The organism is Streptomyces aureoversilis, assembly GCF_042657885.1.
Classification (GTDB): Bacteria; Actinomycetota; Actinomycetes; order Streptomycetales; family Streptomycetaceae; genus Streptomyces; species Streptomyces aureoversilis.
The window spans coordinates 355,393-371,398 of sequence record NZ_JBHSKJ010000006.1; the positions used below are offsets into that span (position 1 = coordinate 355,393).

The 16,006-nt window shown below is 71.5% G+C and carries 18 protein-coding genes and 1 pseudogene; 14 read left to right on the forward strand and 5 right to left on the reverse strand.

Features of this window, described 5'->3' with window-relative positions; translation table 11 throughout:
- Window positions 1-11: 11 nt before the first annotated feature.
- From ACFPP6_RS13635 to ygfZ, 3 genes are read left to right on the forward strand one after another with little or no spacing between them, the layout of a single operon-like run.
- Window positions 12-1,034 (forward strand): ABC transporter substrate-binding protein, encoded by a 1,023-nt coding sequence (locus ACFPP6_RS13635; protein WP_382040890.1) that lies wholly within the window; start codon window positions 12-14, stop codon window positions 1,032-1,034.
- 41 nt (window positions 1,035-1,075) lie between these two features.
- Window positions 1,076-1,525: a Fur family transcriptional regulator gene (locus ACFPP6_RS13640; RefSeq protein WP_382040893.1), complete on the forward strand. Its 450-nt coding sequence runs from the start codon at window positions 1,076-1,078 to the stop codon at window positions 1,523-1,525.
- 10 nt (window positions 1,526-1,535) lie between these two features.
- Entirely contained in the window at window positions 1,536-2,519 is a 984-nt protein-coding gene (gene ygfZ, locus ACFPP6_RS13645; protein WP_382040895.1) for a CAF17-like 4Fe-4S cluster assembly/insertion protein YgfZ, read from the forward strand.
- A 37-nt stretch (window positions 2,520-2,556) separates the two neighbouring features.
- On the opposite strand, the gene dtd is transcribed toward ygfZ, so the two are convergent.
- The gene (gene dtd / locus ACFPP6_RS13650) at window positions 2,557-2,982 is read right to left on the reverse strand and encodes a D-aminoacyl-tRNA deacylase (protein WP_382040898.1); all 426 of its coding nucleotides are present in this window, start codon (window positions 2,980-2,982) and stop codon (window positions 2,557-2,559) included.
- Window positions 2,983-3,134: 152 nt separating this feature from the next.
- On the opposite strand from dtd, the gene ACFPP6_RS13655 reads away from it, so the two are divergent.
- The 4 genes from ACFPP6_RS13655 (at window position 3,135) to ACFPP6_RS13670 (ending at window position 6,520) form a co-directional block, all read left to right on the forward strand.
- Window positions 3,135-3,725, forward strand: coding sequence for an RsiG family protein (locus ACFPP6_RS13655; protein WP_382040901.1), 591 nt, complete (start codon window positions 3,135-3,137; stop codon window positions 3,723-3,725).
- A gap of 162 nt (window positions 3,726-3,887) precedes the next feature.
- The gene (locus tag ACFPP6_RS13660) at window positions 3,888-5,129 is read left to right on the forward strand and encodes a GNAT family N-acetyltransferase (RefSeq protein ID WP_382040904.1); all 1,242 of its coding nucleotides are present in this window, start codon (window positions 3,888-3,890) and stop codon (window positions 5,127-5,129) included.
- Window positions 5,130-5,315: 186 nt separating this feature from the next.
- Window positions 5,316-5,909, forward strand: coding sequence for an NADPH-dependent FMN reductase (locus tag ACFPP6_RS13665; RefSeq protein WP_382040907.1), 594 nt, complete (start codon window positions 5,316-5,318; stop codon window positions 5,907-5,909).
- A 269-nt stretch (window positions 5,910-6,178) separates the two neighbouring features.
- Window positions 6,179-6,520 (forward strand): winged helix-turn-helix transcriptional regulator, encoded by a 342-nt coding sequence (locus ACFPP6_RS13670; protein WP_382040910.1) that lies wholly within the window; start codon window positions 6,179-6,181, stop codon window positions 6,518-6,520.
- Between the two features lie 89 nt (window positions 6,521-6,609).
- Here ACFPP6_RS13670 and ACFPP6_RS13675 read toward each other — a convergent pair whose 3' ends face one another.
- Window positions 6,610-6,885 (reverse strand): hypothetical protein, encoded by a 276-nt coding sequence (locus tag ACFPP6_RS13675; protein ID WP_382040913.1) that lies wholly within the window; start codon window positions 6,883-6,885, stop codon window positions 6,610-6,612.
- Between the two features lie 180 nt (window positions 6,886-7,065).
- On the opposite strand from ACFPP6_RS13675, the gene ACFPP6_RS13680 reads away from it, so the two are divergent.
- Window positions 7,066-7,587 (forward strand): hypothetical protein, encoded by a 522-nt coding sequence (locus tag ACFPP6_RS13680; RefSeq protein ID WP_382040915.1) that lies wholly within the window; start codon window positions 7,066-7,068, stop codon window positions 7,585-7,587.
- Between the two features lie 48 nt (window positions 7,588-7,635).
- Here the strand turns inward: ACFPP6_RS13680 and ACFPP6_RS13685 are convergent.
- A pseudogene (locus tag ACFPP6_RS13685) lies at window positions 7,636-8,027 on the reverse strand (histidine phosphatase family protein).
- Between the two features lie 144 nt (window positions 8,028-8,171).
- Here ACFPP6_RS13685 and ACFPP6_RS13690 point away from each other — a divergent pair.
- The 3 genes from ACFPP6_RS13690 (at window position 8,172) to ACFPP6_RS13700 (ending at window position 9,624) form a co-directional block, all read left to right on the forward strand.
- Complete coding sequence (locus ACFPP6_RS13690; protein ID WP_382040917.1) at window positions 8,172-8,549, forward strand: helix-turn-helix domain-containing protein; 378 nt, start codon at window positions 8,172-8,174, stop codon at window positions 8,547-8,549.
- Window positions 8,550-8,566: 17 nt separating this feature from the next.
- Entirely contained in the window at window positions 8,567-9,163 is a 597-nt protein-coding gene (locus ACFPP6_RS13695; protein ID WP_382040919.1) for a hypothetical protein, read from the forward strand.
- A gap of 113 nt (window positions 9,164-9,276) precedes the next feature.
- On the forward strand, window positions 9,277-9,624 hold the full coding sequence (locus tag ACFPP6_RS13700) for a DUF2516 family protein (RefSeq protein WP_058047065.1): 348 nt from the start codon (window positions 9,277-9,279) through the stop codon (window positions 9,622-9,624).
- 58 nt (window positions 9,625-9,682) lie between these two features.
- Here the strand turns inward: ACFPP6_RS13700 and ACFPP6_RS13705 are convergent, their stop codons facing one another.
- A complete protein-coding gene (locus ACFPP6_RS13705; protein ID WP_382040922.1) occupies window positions 9,683-11,002 on the reverse strand; it encodes a PP2C family protein-serine/threonine phosphatase in 1,320 nt (439 codons plus the stop codon).
- A gap of 260 nt (window positions 11,003-11,262) precedes the next feature.
- Entirely contained in the window at window positions 11,263-12,336 is a 1,074-nt protein-coding gene (locus tag ACFPP6_RS13710; RefSeq protein WP_382040925.1) for a C40 family peptidase, read from the reverse strand.
- A gap of 355 nt (window positions 12,337-12,691) precedes the next feature.
- On the opposite strand from ACFPP6_RS13710, the gene pstS reads away from it, so the two are divergent.
- The 3 genes from pstS to pstA all read left to right on the forward strand — a co-directional run bounded on the left by pstS (window position 12,692) and on the right by pstA (window position 15,998).
- A complete protein-coding gene (pstS, locus tag ACFPP6_RS13715) occupies window positions 12,692-13,822 on the forward strand; it encodes a phosphate ABC transporter substrate-binding protein PstS (protein WP_382040927.1) in 1,131 nt (376 codons plus the stop codon).
- 110 nt (window positions 13,823-13,932) lie between these two features.
- Window positions 13,933-14,913: a phosphate ABC transporter permease subunit PstC gene (gene pstC, locus ACFPP6_RS13720; RefSeq protein WP_382040930.1), complete on the forward strand. Its 981-nt coding sequence runs from the start codon at window positions 13,933-13,935 to the stop codon at window positions 14,911-14,913.
- Entirely contained in the window at window positions 14,910-15,998 is a 1,089-nt protein-coding gene (gene pstA, locus ACFPP6_RS13725) for a phosphate ABC transporter permease PstA (protein ID WP_382040933.1), read from the forward strand. The genes pstC and pstA overlap by 4 nt, the downstream gene beginning before the upstream one ends.
- Window positions 15,999-16,006 lie beyond the last annotated feature (8 nt).

Consider the following 16,006-nt stretch of genomic DNA (forward strand, 5'->3'; position numbering starts at 1 on the left):
ACACACCTGTCATGGCCTCCCGCACCGCCCGTACCGCCCTCGCCGTCCTCACCGCCCTCGCCCTGGCCACCGGCTGCGGGGCGAAGGTCACCGAGGGCGGCGACACGGACCAGAAGGCCTCCGGCCGCCACCCCGTGACCGTCGAGAACTGCGGGGTGAGGACGACGTACGACAAGGCGCCGCAGCGCGTGGTCACCAACGACGTCGGCATCGCCGAGATCATGTTCGCGCTCGGCCTGGAGGACCACATGGCCGGCTACGTGGCCCCGGACTACCGCGCCGACCGCGAGTCGGTGCCGTGGAAGGACGGCTACGAGAAGGTGAGGTGGCTGTCCAAGAAGGAGATCACCAAGGAGCTCGTCCTGGACGCGAAGGCCGACATGGTCTTCGCCGGCTGGAACTACGGCTTCAACGAGGGCAACGGCTTCACCCCGGACGCCCTGAGGAAGCTCGGCGTCGGCTCGTACGTCCTCACCGAGTCCTGCCGCAACGGGGGCGCGGGCAAGGCGCGCGGCGTGATGCCGCCCCTGGAGGCCCTCTACACGGACCTCACCGCGCTCGGGAAGATCTTCGGGGTGGAGGACCGGGCGGCGAAGCTCGTCGCGGACTTCAAGAAGACGGTCGCCGACGCCCAGGCGACCGTGCCGGCGGACGGCAAGCGGCCCACCGTCTTCCTCTACGACGACGGCCGAGACAAGGCCATCACCTCCGGCGCCTTCGCCGGCCCGCACGACATCATCACCAAGGCCGGCGGCGACCACGTGATGAAGGACCTCAAGGACAGCTGGCCCACGGTCGGCTGGGAGACCGTCGTCGAGCGCAATCCCGACGTCATCGTCATCAACAACTACGGCGACGTGACCGCCGAGCAGAAGAAGGCGTTCCTCAAGTCCTACCCGCCGCTCGCGGACGTCTCCGCCGTCAAGAACGACCGCATTTTCGTCCTCGACTACGTCGACCTCGTCGAGAGCCCCCGCAACCCTGCGGCCATCGCCGCCCTCGCCCGCTACCTGAAGGAGGTCCGGGAGGCGTGACGGAGGGGGCCGGAAGGGCCGGCGCTGCCTAGACTGGGAGGGTGGTGGACACCGACTGGCAGAGCAACCTCCGTAGGCGCGGGTACCGGCTGACGCCGCAGCGCCAGCTCGTCCTGGAGGCGGTCGACCGGCTGGAGCACGCGACACCGGACGACATCCTCACCGAGGTCCGGCGCACGGCGGGCGGCGTGAACATCTCCACCGTCTACCGGACCCTGGAGCTGCTGGAGGAGCTGGGGCTGGTCAGCCACGCCCACCTCGGGCACGGCGCCCCCACCTACCACCTCGCCGACCGGCACCACCACATACACCTCGTCTGCCGGGACTGCACGGAGGTCATCGAGGCCGATCTCTCGGTGGCCGCCGCCTTCACGGACAAGCTGCGCGCGGACTTCGGCTTCGAGACGGACATGAAGCACTTCGCGATCTTCGGCCGGTGCGCGGACTGCTCCGCGGGGCTTGCCTCGAAGGAGCCGCCGGCCGCGCCGTAGGCTTGGCCGCATGCCGCGTGAATCGAAAGCCAGCCCGCTGCTGTCGCTGCCCGGCGCCGTCGCCGCCGAGGCCCCGGACGAGGGCGTCGCCGCGCACTACGGCGACCTCTTCCGCGAACAGCGCGCGCTCGCCGGCGGGACCGGTTTCGTCGACCTCTCGCACCGCGGGGTCATCACCGTCACCGGGCCCGACCGGCTGAGCTGGCTGCACCTCCTGCTCACCCAGCACGTCAGCGCGCTCCCGCCCGGCGAGGCCACCGAGGCGCTCGTGCTCTCCGCCAACGGGCACATCGAGCACGCCCTGTCCCTCGTGGACGACGGCGGGACCACCTGGGCCCACGTCGAGCCCGGCACCCAGGACGCGCTCCTCGCGTACCTGGAGAGCATGAAGTTCTTCTACCAGGTCGAGGTCGCCGACCGTACGGACGACTTCGCCGTGGTGCACCTGCCCGCGGGTTCGATCGCGGAAGCACCCGAGGGAGTGCAGGCGCGCGAGACGGCGCACGGCCGGGACCTCTTCCTGCCGCGCGCGACGCTGGAGACCTTCGCGGCGGCGCACGGCCCCGCCGCCGGCGTCCTCGCCTACGAGGCGCTCCGCGTGGAGGCGCACCGCCCGCGGCTCGGCCTGGAGACCGACCACCGCACGATCCCGCACGAGCTCGGCCTGATCGGCGTCGCCGTCCACCTGCAGAAGGGCTGCTACCGCGGCCAGGAGACGGTGGCGCGCGTCCACAACCTGGGGAAGCCGCCGCGCCGCCTCGTCTTCCTGCACCTCGACGGCAGCGAGGTCTCCCTGCCCCCGCACAGGGCCCCCGTGCGGCTCGCCGCGGACGGCCCCGAGGGCCGCCAGCTGGGCTTCGTGACGACGTCGGCACGCCACCACGAGCTGGGCCCGATCGCCCTGGCCCTGGTCAAGCGGAACGTCGCGGTGGACGCCCCGCTCCTGGTGGGCGAGAAGACGGCGGCGTCGCAGGAGGTCGTGGTCGAGCCGTAGAGCCCCACGGAGGTGACCGGCGGTGCCGAACCGGCCGTCAGACCTCGACCAGGACCGTGAACGGGCCGTTGTTCGTCAGGGACACCTTCATGTCCGCGCCGAAACGGCCCGTCTCCACCTGCGCCCCCAGCGCACGGAGGTGCGCGACGACAGCGTCGACCAGCGGCTCCGCCACCCCGCCGGGGGCAGCCGCGTTCCACGTGGGGCGCCGCCCCTTCCGGGCGTCACCGTAGAGAGTGAACTGGGAGATCACGAGCAGCGGTGCCCCCACGTCCGAACACGACTTCTCGTCCTCGAGGATCCGTACGGACCACAGCTTGCGGGCGAGCTGCTCCGCCTTCTGCGGGGTGTCGTCGTGCGTCACCCCGACGAGGACGCACAGCCCCTGTCCGATGATCTCCCCGACGGTCTCGCCGTCCACGACGACCCGCGCTCCGTCCACCCTCTGCACCACTGCACGCATACGGACCATGATGCCCTGCGTCCATCCAGGTCCGTTCGGGTGCGGAGACCCTGCGCCCGGACCTCACACAGTGGCACGATGCGTGCAGGCGGTGCCTTGTGCGGGCAAACGTGATGCGGTCGCACACCGCCCGAGGGGAACGGAAGACGCGCATGACCACACCCATTGAGGACGGCCCCATGCTCAAGGCAGCCGACAGCCTGCAGCCCCGGCCGCCGAGCCAGCGCTCGGGCCGGCAGGCGGACGCCCCCGGCCGCAGCCTCGGTGAGCTGAGCCTGGTGGAGCTGCGCGCCCTGCGCGGGGACGCCCGGCGGGACGAGGCGGACCTCAGCTACGTGCGGCGGCTGCTCCAGGGCCGCGTCGACATCCTCAGGGCCGAGCTGGCCCGGCGCTCCTCGCCGGGCGCCCCGGTCATGGCCCGCCTGGTCGTGGACCGGCTGTCGGAGATCCTCGCGGACGGCCCCTCGGACCACCGCTCGTCCGCCCGCCACGTGACGGTGGGCACGCCGCACAGCGAGGAGTACCGGCGGCTGGCCGAGGACATGCTGTCGGAGGTCGAGCTGTCGGACCTGGGCGCCCGTACGGACACCGAGCTGCACGAGGCGATGGGCCGCCTGGCGTCGTACGAGCGGCAGGTGTCGGTGCGGCGCCAGCTGCTGCAGCGGACGGCGGACGACTGCAGTGCCGAAATCGCCCGCAGGTACCGCGAAGGGGAAGCGCAGGTGGACGACCTCCTCGCATGACGCACTGACGCACTGACGCACCGGCGGAGATCCGGGCGGCGTTCCAGAGCGCTGAGTGGGCCCGCCCGGGCTCACCCGGGCCCGACCGGACCCGCTCGGGCCCGCTCGGACCGGGAAAAATCCACGTGCGGCCGCCGCGGGCGGGCCCCTAGCGTCGCGGCCATGAGCCTCGACATCCGTACGATCACCGACGCCGACCTGCCGAACTGGCTCCGGGCCCGCCGCACCGGCTACCTCCTCCCGCCCTCCGTGAGCAAGACCGAGCTCGTCTTCCGCCGCGAGCTCATGGACCTCGAACGCGCCCAGGGCGCGTTCGACGGCGGCCGCTGCGTGGCCACCTACCGCAGCTTCACGCAGCGGCTCAGCGTCCCCGGCGGCGCCTCGGTGACCGCGAACGCCGTCAGCAACGTGAGCGTCTCGGCCACGCACCGCCGCCGCGGGCTGCTCAGCCGCATGACGGACCGCGACCTGCGCGAGGCCAAGGAGCGCGGCGACGCCGCGGCGACGCTGATCGCCGCCGAGTACCCGATCTACGGCCGCTTCGGCTTCGGCCCCGCCGCCTGGGTCACGGAGTGGGAGGTGGACGTGGCCCGCACCGGCCTGGACCCGCGCCACTCGGGCCCCGGGGACGGCGGGCGCGTCGACTACGTGGACGCCGCCGAGGTCCGGGAGCACGGGCCCGCGCTGTACGAGCGGGTACGGGCCGTGCGGCACGGCCTCGTCGACCGTGCGGACGTGTGGTGGCGGCGGAACACCGGCGCGCTCCCGATGGACGACGGCCCGTGGACCGAGCCGTTCTTCCTGCTCCACCGGTCGGCGGAGGGCAGCGTCGACGGGCTCCTCGTCTTCACGTCCGACGACCGGTGGGAGGCCAAGCTGCCGCACCAGACGGCGACCGTCCTGGACCTCGTCGCGGTCACCCCCGCCGCCGAGCGCGCCCTGTGGCTGTTCCTGCTGTCGGCGGACTGGATCACCCGCGTGCGCACCGGACACCGCGCGCCGGACGACATCCTGCCGCTGCTGCTGCCGGACCCGCGGGCCGCGCGCGTGGTCACGCACGCCGACTTCCTGTGGGTGCGACCGCTGGACGTACCGGAGTTGCTGCGGGCGCGCACGTACCCCGTCGCCGGATCGCTCGTCCTCGACGTCACCGACCGGTCCGGGCTGGCCGGCGGGCGCTTCCTGCTGGAGGCCGGCCCCGACGGCGCCTCCTGCGCCCCCACGCAGCGGCCGGCCGATCTCACCTTGTCCGTCGCGGAGTTGGGCAGCCTCCTGCTCGGCGACGAGTCGGCCGTACGGCTCACGGCGCTCGGCAGCGTGGACGAGGAGACCCCCGGAGCGGCGGGCCGCGCGGACGCCCTGCTGCGCACGGGGCGGCGGCCGTGGTGCGCCGACGTGTTCTGATCCGGCGGCGGCGGAAGGGCGGCTCCCGGGCAGCGGGAAAAGTGACATTCAATTTCGCCACTTTCCCCGGCAAAACCCCCAGCCCGATCAACACCCCTTGACCTCAACCGGACTTGAGATTCCAGACTTCTGGTCAACGGCTCACGGGCCGCCACTCACCCGCCCCGTCTCCCAGAAGGGCCCATCGTGTCCGAGAGCACTTTCCGACTCGCCGTCATCGTCGGTTCCACCCGCGACGGGCGCTTCGGCCCCACCGTCGCCAAGTGGTTCACCGAGCAGGTCGCCCGGCACGGTGACATCGAGGTCGACCTGGTCGACCTCGCCCTCCACCCCCTGCCGATGCGCCTCAGCTCCGAGCCCACCGCCGAGGACGCCGCCGCGCTCGCCGAGGTGACGCCGCGCCTGGAGCAGGCCGACGCGTTCGTCGTCCTGACGCCCGAGTACAACCACAGCTACCCGGCGTCCCTGAAGAACCTCATCGACTGGCACTACACCCAGTGGCAGGCCAAGCCGGTCGGCTTCGTCTCGTACGGCGGCCTCTCCGGCGGTCTGCGCGCGGTCGAGCACCTGCGCCCGGTCTTCACCGAGCTGCACGCGGTCACCATCCGCGAGCAGGTCAGCTTCCACAACCCCTGGGGCAAGTTCGACGACGACGGCCGCCACCTGAACGCGGAGGCCGGCGAGCAGGCCTCCGGCGCGGCCAAGGTCATGATCGACCAGCTGACCTGGTGGGCCCTGTCGCTGCGGGAGGCGCGCGCCGCCCGCCCGTACGGCGCCTGACCGGACCCCCGGTCCGCCGGCTCTCCCCCGGCGGACCCGTCCGCGCGGCGCACACGAACTCCTGCCCCCGGCCCTACCCCCGTTGGGGCCGGTGGCAGGCACATCGTGCCGAGCGGGCAACGCCTCATCACCCTCCTCCGGCGGAGCGCCCGTCAGATACCCCCGGATGGGGTTGATTTGGCGATCACTGCCGCCCCTCCCGCCGCTTAGGCTGGTAAGGGGCGGCCGCACACGGTCCGGCGTCCCGTGAGCCGGCCAGGGGAGGGTTCGTGAAGCAACTTCCGTACCAGTGCGGGATCGACGCCGCCATCGACGTCGTCGACGGCAAGTGGAAGGTCCTGATCCTCTGGGTGCTGAACGAGGGCGCGCGCCGCTTCGGCGAGACCAAGCGGCTGCTGCCCGGCATCAGCGAGAAGGTACTGGCCCAGCAGCTCCGCGAGCTGGAGGCCGACGGCATCGTCCACCGCGAGGCCTACGACCAGGTGCCCCCGAAGGTCGAGTACTCCCTCACGGAGCAGGGCCGGTCCCTGAACGCCGCCCTGGCCCCGCTGGGCGCCTGGGGCAATGAGCGCCTGGCCCGCCTGGCGGCGGAAGAGGCCCCGGCGGCGTGACCGCGGCCGCGGCGCCCGCCCCCGGCCCAGGAGTAGGCGCCGGGCCGGTGCGCGCCGGGCCGGGCCGGGCCGGGCCGGTGGGCGACGCCCTAGGCCGCCCGCGCCGCGCCCAGCCGCTCCGTCAGGAAGTCCTCCCAGGTCCGCTCGCCCACGGCGGCCCCTTCGAGCGTCAGGTTATCCCCGGCCCGGTAGGCCCGGCCGACCTTTCCGGGCATCCGCACCGGCAGCGTCAGCCGGCTCCTGCCCCGCGCTTTCAGGTACCCCTGGGCCAGCTCGGCCGGCCCGTACAGCTTCGGCCCGGTCAGGTCGGGCACCCGCCCCGCCGGCGTCGTGGTCGTCGTGAACGGCAACCCCGTGTCCGTCATGGCCTTCACCGTCACGCACGGCAAGGTCACCGCCATCGACGTCCTCGCCGACCCCGACCGCCTGCGCCGCCTCGACCTCACACCCCTGGACAGCGAGCGCTGACCGGCAGCGGCGTCCGGCCAGCAGAAAACGACAGAACCGGCCCCTGAACAGACCCTGATGGCTTAAAACTGGGACGCATGTCTGCGCTGTGGAGCCTGCTCGCCGCCCCTGCCGGTGCCGTTGCGACTACCCTGGTCGGCGTCTTTGCGGGAAGCGTGGTCAGCAGGAGAGCGCAAGACAGGCATTGGGCCCGGGAGCAGTTGGCGACAGCGTGCGCACGGCTCCTCCGCGAATCAACGGTGGTTCTCGTGACCCTCGGCATGGCGGAAGCGGCTCGGCCCAGCTCCGTCTCTCAAGGTGTTGTCCATCAGACCAACATTGAATGGCGGCCGTGGAATGAAGCCATGAGCATGGTGAGCCTTGTCGCCGACAAGGACATCGTCGAAGCCGCTCACGTCCTTGACGAGAAGATGTGGCGTCTTCACACCAGGATCAAACGAGGTCTGACCCTCGAGGAGAGCTGGTTCGTTCTGCGCTCAAGTGTGGAATCAGCGCAGAACGACTTCATCGTTGCCGCGCGCCGCCGACTCTCGCCTGCCGGAGGCCCACTTCAACGCTTCTCCGGACGACCTGCTCCCGACGACCCCATCTGGACCTGATGACCTGCTCCAGGTGTCGGGCCATGGACAGCGAGGCGGCCTTGTTGGTCAGATGTGGAGTTCGGGCGGGAAGCCGGTCCAGCACAGTTCTGCGGGCAGGTGCCGCATGTCGTTGGAGAAGAGCACGGAGGCCGGCCTGCCGGGTGCGTATCGGATGACCGTCAGAGCTGCGTTGCCGTGGTTGAGGCCCATCCAGCGCCACTCGGGTGCGTCGAGGGCGGCTCGGATCAGCCATCCGATGAGGAAGTTGTGGGTGACGACCAGTTCGTGGCGGGGGCGATCTCCGTCGACCGGACCTGTGAATTCTGCGGTGGGGCGCTCTGGAGCCGTTCACCGAGGAGAACGGCTTGGCGCCGGCCGCGTTCCGTCAGGGTCGTCTCATCTTCTGACGCTTCACCGTGCCGAGCCAGGTAGAGGTATCGAGTGGCCGCGTCTGTCATGTCCCGGGTCTCCGTTGCCATCCGTGATCTTGCATGTCGGGATGGACGCCGAGCTCGTTGTGCATAGTTCCGTCGCGGCTGCGCGCTCAAACTTTTGCAAGCACTTGCTTGCAAAAGTTAGCAGCGTGGGGCAGCCTGGGACGCATGGCATCACTCAACGTCGGCAATCTCGGCGAGTACCTGCGCGAGCAGCGGCGCAATGCGCAGCTCACCTTGCGGCAGCTCGCCGATGCCGCCGGGGTGTCCAACCCGTATCTCAGCCAGATCGAGCGCGGCCTGCGCAAGCCCAGCGCCGAGATCCTGCAGCAGCTCGCCAAGGCGCTGCGGATCTCCGCCGAGACCTTGTACGTGCAGGCCGGGATCCTCGACGAGCGGGACCGGGACGAGGCGGAGGTCCGCAGTGTGATCCTCGCCGACCCCTCGATCAACGAGCAGCAGAAGCAGGTGCTGCTCCAGATCTACGAGTCCTTCCGCAAGGAGAACGGGCTCGCGACGGACGAAGCCAGCAAACCTTCCAGCTGATCCGGGAGACCATCGCCATGGCCATCACCACGCAGGACATCCGCAACGCGGCGACCGACACGGCCTACGCCGCCGCGGGTGCCGCGGACCTCACCGCCGAGAAGCTCGGGCAGCTGATCACCGAGGCGCCGGAGCGCATCGAGCAGCTGAAGAAGACCGACCCCAAGGCGGTGCAGGAGCGGGTCACGCGGCAGGCCAAGGAGGCCCAGGCCACGCTGACCGCGAAGTTCACCGAGATCGTCGGCTCGCTCGACAGCGACGTGAAGAACCTGGGGCAGACCGCGCAGGACCTGGCGCTCAAGGGCGTCGGGCAGGCCGTCGGGTACGCGGCGGCGGCCGGCGAGCAGTTCGAGAAGCTGGCCGAGCGCGGCCGCACGGCTGTGAAGCAGTGGCGCGGCGACGTCGCCGACGAGTTCCAGGACATCGCCGTGGCCATCGAGCCGGAGGCGGAGACGAAGCCGGCCGAGGACAAGGCCGCCACGGAGGACAAGCCCGCCGGGGCCTCCGGCGCCGCCGCCCCGGACGACGCCGCGGACAAGCCCGCCGCCGCCCGCAAGGCCCCGGCCAAGAAGACGGCCGCCGCGAAGAGGACCGACGCCAAGACCGGCGAGTAACCGGATCACGGCAGCGGGCCGCGTACGGGCCGGGCACATTTCGCGTGCCCGGCCCGTTCTCCGGGTACGGTGGCGGTCAGGACGGACCGAACGAGACGGGCAAGGTGAGCGACGTGCTTCTGCAAGCCTTCGGCGAAGTCATGTACTGGGTGTCGATCGGCCTGCTCGTGTTCAGCCTGTTCGCGTTCGTCAACGCCGCCGTGCACCGCGAGGACGCCTACCGCGCCGCGGACAAGCAGTCCAAGGCGTTCTGGCTGATCATCCTCGGCGTCGCCGTCGCCGTGAACCTGTTCATGGGGATCATGAGCTTCCTGCCGGTCCTCGGCCTGATCGCCACGATCGTCTACGTGGTGGACGTCCGTCCGGCGCTCAAGCAGGTCTCGGGCGGCCGCGGCCCGCGCCGCCGCGGCGGCGGCTCCAGCTCGGACGGCCCCTACGGGCCGTACAACGGCCGCCGCTGACGCCGCCCACGCCGCGCGGCGCCCACGCCCGCACCGGCACCTGCGTCCGCACCGGCACCTACATCCGCACCGGCGGCACGGCCGCCCGCCCCGCCGGCCAGTGGGGCCGGTCGCCCTCCGCAGGGGCCCGGCCGCCCCGGTCGAGCAGCAGCACCGCGAGGTCGTCGGTCAGCTCCCCGCCGTTGAGGTCCTGCACCTCGGCGACCGCCGCGTCCAGGAGCTCCTGACCGCGCAGGCCCTCCGCGAGCCGGCGGCCGATCAGCTCGATCATGCCCTCCTGGCCCAGGCGCCGCGTCCCGGCCCCGACCCTGCCCTCGATCAGGCCGTCGGTGTACATCAGCAGGCTCCACAGGCCGCCGAGTTCGACCTGGCGGCGCGGCCAGCGGGCGCGCCGGAGCAGGCCGAGCGCCGGGCCGCCGTCCTCCTGCGGCAGCAGGTGCGGGGCCGCGCCGGGGCGGACGAGCAGCGGGGCGGGGTGGCCGGCGAGGCTGAGGCCCGCCCGGCGCCCGTCCGCCGATATGTCGACGGCGCACAGCGTCGCGAAGGTCTCGTCGTCCGCGCGCTCGTGCTCCAGGACCTGCTGGAGGGTGGCGAGGAGCTCGTCGCCGCAGAGCCCGGCGAAGGTCAGCGCCCGCCAGGCGATGCGCAGTTCGACGCCGAGGGCGGCTTCGTCGGGGCCGTGGCCGCTGACGTCGCCGATCATCGCGTGGACGGTGCCGTCGGGCGTGCGGACCATGTCGTAGAAGTCGCCGCCGAGCAGGGCGCGGCTGCGGCCGGGCCGGTAGCGGGCGGCGAAGCGCAGGCCGGAGCCGGCGAGCAGCGGGGTGGGCAGCAGGCCGCGTTCGAGGCGGGCGTTCTCCTGGGCGCGCAGCCGGGACTCGGTGAGCTGCCGCTGGGCGAGGTCGGCGCGCTTGCGCTCGACGGCATAGCGGATGGCCCGGCTGAGGACGCGCCCGTCGAGCTCGTCGCGGGAGAGGTAGTCCTGGGCGCCGACGCGTACGGCCTCGGCGGCCCGGTCGGTGTCGGCCTCGGCGGTCAGGGCGAGCACGGCGTGGTGCGGGGCGAGCTGCAGCACCCGGCGCAGGGTCTCCAGCTCGTCGGGGCGGCCGGCCCCGCTGCCGGGGGTGCCCGCGGCCGCGCCGGCGTCCGCGAGGTCGAGCAGGATGCAGTGGACGTCGTCGGTGAGGAGCCGCTCGGCCTCGGTGAGGTTGCGGGCGGTGCGGATGCGGACCGGCTTGCCCTCGGCCCCCGACATCTCGGTGATGTCCGGCATCGACAGCGGCCCGGCGGGGTCGCCTTCGATCACCAGGAGGGTCAGCCCGGCGTCGGACGCCGGTGCGGCAGCCTGCTCCGGGGCCCTCGGCGCGGGTACGGACATGGTCACGGTTTCCTTCCTCCTCCGGCGACCGCCGGAGGTGCCTCCGCCCCCCCCTGAAGGCATGGCGCCCCGCCGCCCGGCGGGTGCCGAACGCGACCATAGCGGCAGGGCACTGCCCAACGGAATGGAGCGGAGCCACTCGCCGCTGTCATATGCCCCAGCCAGGGCGGCTTTTGGTGCGCGCGGGGAGGAACCCGCGATGACATACATCACCCCGCCGGGGGGTGCTCCGCGCGACGCGCGTCACACGCGGGCGGGCGCTATCCGGGCCGTACGACCCCCAGCACCGGCATCGACCCCGCTCCCGCGACCGTCACCTGCCGGCCGGGCCGCGGCGCGTGCACGATCGCGCCGTCGCCCACGTACACCCCCACGTGGCTCGCGTCGGCGAAGTAGATGATCAGGTCGCCCGGCCGCATGTCCTTGAGGCCGACCTTCGGCAGCTGCCGCCACTGGTCCTGCGAGGTGCGCGGGATCGCGCGGCCGGCGGCCGCCCACGCCTTGAGCGTCAGCCCGGAGCAGTCGTAGGTGTCCGGGCCCTCGGCGCCCCACACGTAGTTCTTGCCGATCTGGGCCGCGGCGAAGTCGACCGCGCGCTTACCCTCCGCCGTCGCCGCGCCCGAGCCCTTGAGGGCGGCGCCCTTGACCGCGTCCGAGGCGAGCCACTTCTGCTGGGCCTGGCGCGCCCGCTCATCCTCCAGCTGCCGCAGGCGCTCCTTCTCCTTCTCCTCCAGCTTCGACTCCAGCTCCTTGGCGGCCGCGAGCTTCGCCTCGATCTGCTTCTTCGCGCCCTCCTTCTTGCGGCGCTCGCCGTCGAGGGTCTTCCAGCGCTCGCCGGCGGCCTTGGCGTAGCCGTCGAGGGTCTTCTGGACCGCGGCGACCTGGGTGATCAGCCCGCGCGTGGCGGCCTGCCCCTTGTGCGTGAGGGCCACGCCGTCGAAGAAGCTCTCGGGGGAGCCGGAGAGCAGGAGGCGGGCCTGGGGCGGGAGGGTGCCGTCGCGGTACTGGGCGCGTGCCAGGGAGCCGGCCTGGTTCTTGAGGCGGTTCATCCGCTCCTGGGCCTCGGCCGCGGACTTCGCGATCTCGGTGATCGACTTCTCCTGGCGGCGCTGGGCCTCGTCGGCCGCGTTGTAGGCGTCCGTGGCGGCCTCCGCCTGGCGGTACAGACCCTCGACCTCCTTGTGGACGTCCTCCAGGGTGCGCGGCGGCCTGGGTTCCGCATAGGCCGTGCCGGGCATGGTGACCACCACCCCGGCCACGGCCAGTACGCATATCAAAGCGGTCACCGAGATCACGCGCTTGCCTCCGCAGCCCTCGTCCCTGCCGCCCGCCATGCTCCCAGTGTTCGCCGTGCCCGCACTCCAGCCGTTCCGCCCCACAGGCCACCTCCGCGGCTACCGCCCCCACGTCTGACATACCGTCACGCGAGGAAGGGATGCTGCCATGACCTCCCGCAATCCGACAGAGATCTGCGTCACACTCGCGAAGATCGGCGGAATGGGGCCGCTCCAAGATCCCGCCGAGGGCCACCACCCTGACGGGTGAGGTTCACCCTCCGTTCACTCCGCCCCATCGACCGCTTCACCTGATCTGCCTAATTTCGCCAATAGAGGGTGCGGGCAGAACCGCCCGCACCGGTCACCTCTCGCACGCCGTCCCAGCGGCGGCTCCCGGAAGGAACACCCGAAAGTGAAGCTTCAGCGCAAGAACCGGCTCCGCGCCGTCGCTCTCGGCGCCATCGCCGTCTCCGGTGCCCTGGTCCTCACGGCGTGCGGCTCCGACGACAACAGCGGTGGTGGTTCCACCGGCGGCGGCTCCACCAAGGCCGCGGGCAACATCAAGTGCGAGGGCAAGGGCCAGCTCCTGGCCTCGGGCTCGTCCGCGCAGAAGAACGCCATGGACCTGTGGGTGAAGAACTTCACCGCGGCCTGCAAGGACATCCAGATCAACTACAAGCCCACCGGTTCGGGCGCGGGCATCCAGGAGTTCCTGCAGGGCAAGACCGCCTTCGCGGGCTCCGACTCGGCGCTCAAGCCGGAGGAGGTCACCAAGTCCAAGGAGGTCGTCAAGGGCGGCCAGGGCATCAACCTGCCCCTGCTCGGCGGCCCGATCGCAATCGGCTACAAGATCCCGGGCGTGGACAACCTGGTCCTGGACGCCGACACCCTCGCCAAGATCTTCGACTCGAAGATCGAGAAGTGGAACGACGAGGCGATCAAGAAGCTCAACCCGGACGCCAAGCTCCCGGACCTCAAGATCCAGGCGTTCCACCGCTCCGACGAGTCGGGCACCACGGACAACTTCACCAAGTACCTCAAGGCCGCCGCCGACAAGTCCTGGCCGTACGAGGCCGGCAAGGCCTGGAAGGCCAAGGGCGGCCAGGCGGCCGACGGCTCCGCCGGCGTCTCCTCGCAGGTCAAGCAGACCGACGGTGCGATCTCCTACTTCGAGCTGTCCTACGCCACGGCCAACTCGATCAAGACGGTGAAGCTCAACACCGGCGCCTCCGCCCCGGTCGAGGCCACCTCCGACAACGCCTCCAAGGCCATCGCCGAGGCGAAGATCGCGGGCTCCGGCAAGGACCTCGCCCTCAAGCTCAACTACACCACCAAGGCCGAGGGCGCCTACCCGATCACCCTGGTCACGTACGAGATCGTCGGCGACAAGGGCAACAAGGCGGAGACCCTCCCCGCGGTCAAGTCCTTCCTGACCTACATCGCGAGCGAGGACGGCCAGTCGGTCCTGAAGGACATGGGCTACGCCCCGCTGCCCGCCGAGATCGCCACGAAGGTCCGCGAGACGGTCGCGAGCCTCTCCTGACCCGCGTGTGACCGGGTTCCCCCGCCGGAACCCGGTCACACCATCCGGTGCACCGCCGCACCAGGGCCGCCTCCCCCGCCGGGAAGCGGCCCCGCAGACCGGAGAACCTCATGGACATAACCCCAGCCACCACAGCCGGACCGCCGCCTCCCCCCGGCAAGGAGCGGCCGTCGGCCGCCACCCGCCCGGGCGACCGGATCTTCCTCGCCCTCTCCCGCGGCTCCGGCCTCCTGCTTCTGGTGATCATGGCCGCCATCGCGGTCTTCCTCACCGTCCGGGCCACCAACGCCCTCTCCCACAACGAAGGCAGCTTCTTCACCACCTTCGAGTGGAACGCCAACGCCACGCCGCCGGTCTTCGGCATCGCCGTCCTGGCCTTCGGCACCGTCGTCAGCTCCCTGATCGCGATGGTCATCGCGGTGCCCGTCGCCATCGGTGTCGCGCTCTTCATCTCGCACTACGCCCCGCGCCGGCTCGCCGCCCCGCTCGCGTACGTGATCGACCTGCTCGCCGCCGTGCCGTCCATCGTCTACGGCCTGTGGGGCGCCCTCTTCCTGGTGCCGCACCTGGGCGGCCTCTACAGCTGGATGGACGACTACCTCGGCTGGACCGGCATCTTCGCCTACCACGACGGCGCCGCCCGCTCCCTGTTCACCATCGGCATCCTGCTGGCGATCATGATCCTGCCGATCGTCACCAGCGTCAGCCGCGAGGTCTTCCTGCAGGCCCCGAAGATGCACGAGGAGGCCGCGCTCGCGCTCGGCGCGACCCGCTGGGAAGTCATCCGGATGGCCGTCCTCCCCTTCGGCCGCTCCGGCGTCATCAGCGCCTCGATGCTGGGCCTCGGCCGCGCCCTCGGCGAGACGATGGCCGTCGCGACCGTCCTCTCCCCCAGCTTCATCATCGGCACGAGCCTGCTGGACCCGGGCGGCGGCACGTTCGCGCAGAACATCGCGAGCAGCTTCAAGGAGTCCGGTGAGATCGGCAAGGACGCCCTGATCGCCTCCGGCCTCGTCCTCTTCGTCCTGACCCTGCTGGTCAACGGCGCGGCCCGGATGATCATCGCGCGTCGCAAGGAGTACTCGGAATGAGCGACGTGACCATCGACCAGCCGCTGGTCGCCGACAGCGCCCCGCAGCCGCGCCCCGTCACCCTGCACCAGCCGCGCCTGCCGCGCTGGACCCCGGCCGCCGTCGCCGCCGGTGCGGCCGCCGCGGGCTGCGGCATCGGCCTGGGCGCCGCGCTGAGCAGCCGGATCCAGTGGGGCCTGATAGCCGGCGTCCTCTTCGTCCTCGTGATGTACGCCCTCGCGGCCCGTGTCGAGGGCCGCCGGCAGGCGAAGGACCGCCTCGCCACCAGCCTCGTCTGGGTCTGCTTCCTGCTCGCCGTCGTACCGCTGGTCTCGCTGGTCTGGGAGACCGTCGCCCGTGGCGCGAAGGTCCTCGACGGGAACTTCCTCACCCACTCCATGGGCGGGGTGCTGACCATCCAGCCCGGCGGCGGCGTCTACCACGCGATCATCGGCACCCTGGAGCAGGTCGGCATCGCCACGGCCGTCGCGGCCCCCGTCGGCCTGCTGACGGCGATCTACCTGGTCGAGTACGGCCGGGGCCGGCTGGCCAAGGCGGTGACGTTCTTCGTGGACGTCATGACGGGCATCCCGTCGATCGTCGCGGGCCTGTTCATCCTGAGCTTCTGGATCCTCATGCTCGACTTCGGCTACTCCGGCTTCGCCGGGGCGATGGCCCTGGCGATCCTGATGATGCCGGTCGTGGTCCGCTCGACCGAGGAGATGCTCAAGCTCGTCCCCAACGAGCTGCGCGAGGCCTCGCTGGCCCTGGGCGTGCCCAAGTGGCGCACGATCCTCAAGGTCGTGCTCCCCACGGCGATCGGCGGCATCGCCACCGGCGTCACGCTGGCCATCGCCCGCATCGCCGGCGAGTCCGCCCCGATCGTCCTCCTGGTCTTCGGCTCCCAGGTGATCAACAACAACCCCTTCGAAGGCGCCCAGTCCTCCCTGCCGTACTACATCTACGAGCAGTGGGCGGCCGGCAACGACGCCAGCTACGACCGCGCCTGGGCGGCGGCTCTCGTCCTGATCGCCTTCGTCATGATCCTCAACCTGGTGGCCCGCGGCATCGCCCGCTGGAAGGCGCCAAAGGGAGGACGCAGTTGAGCTGCAGC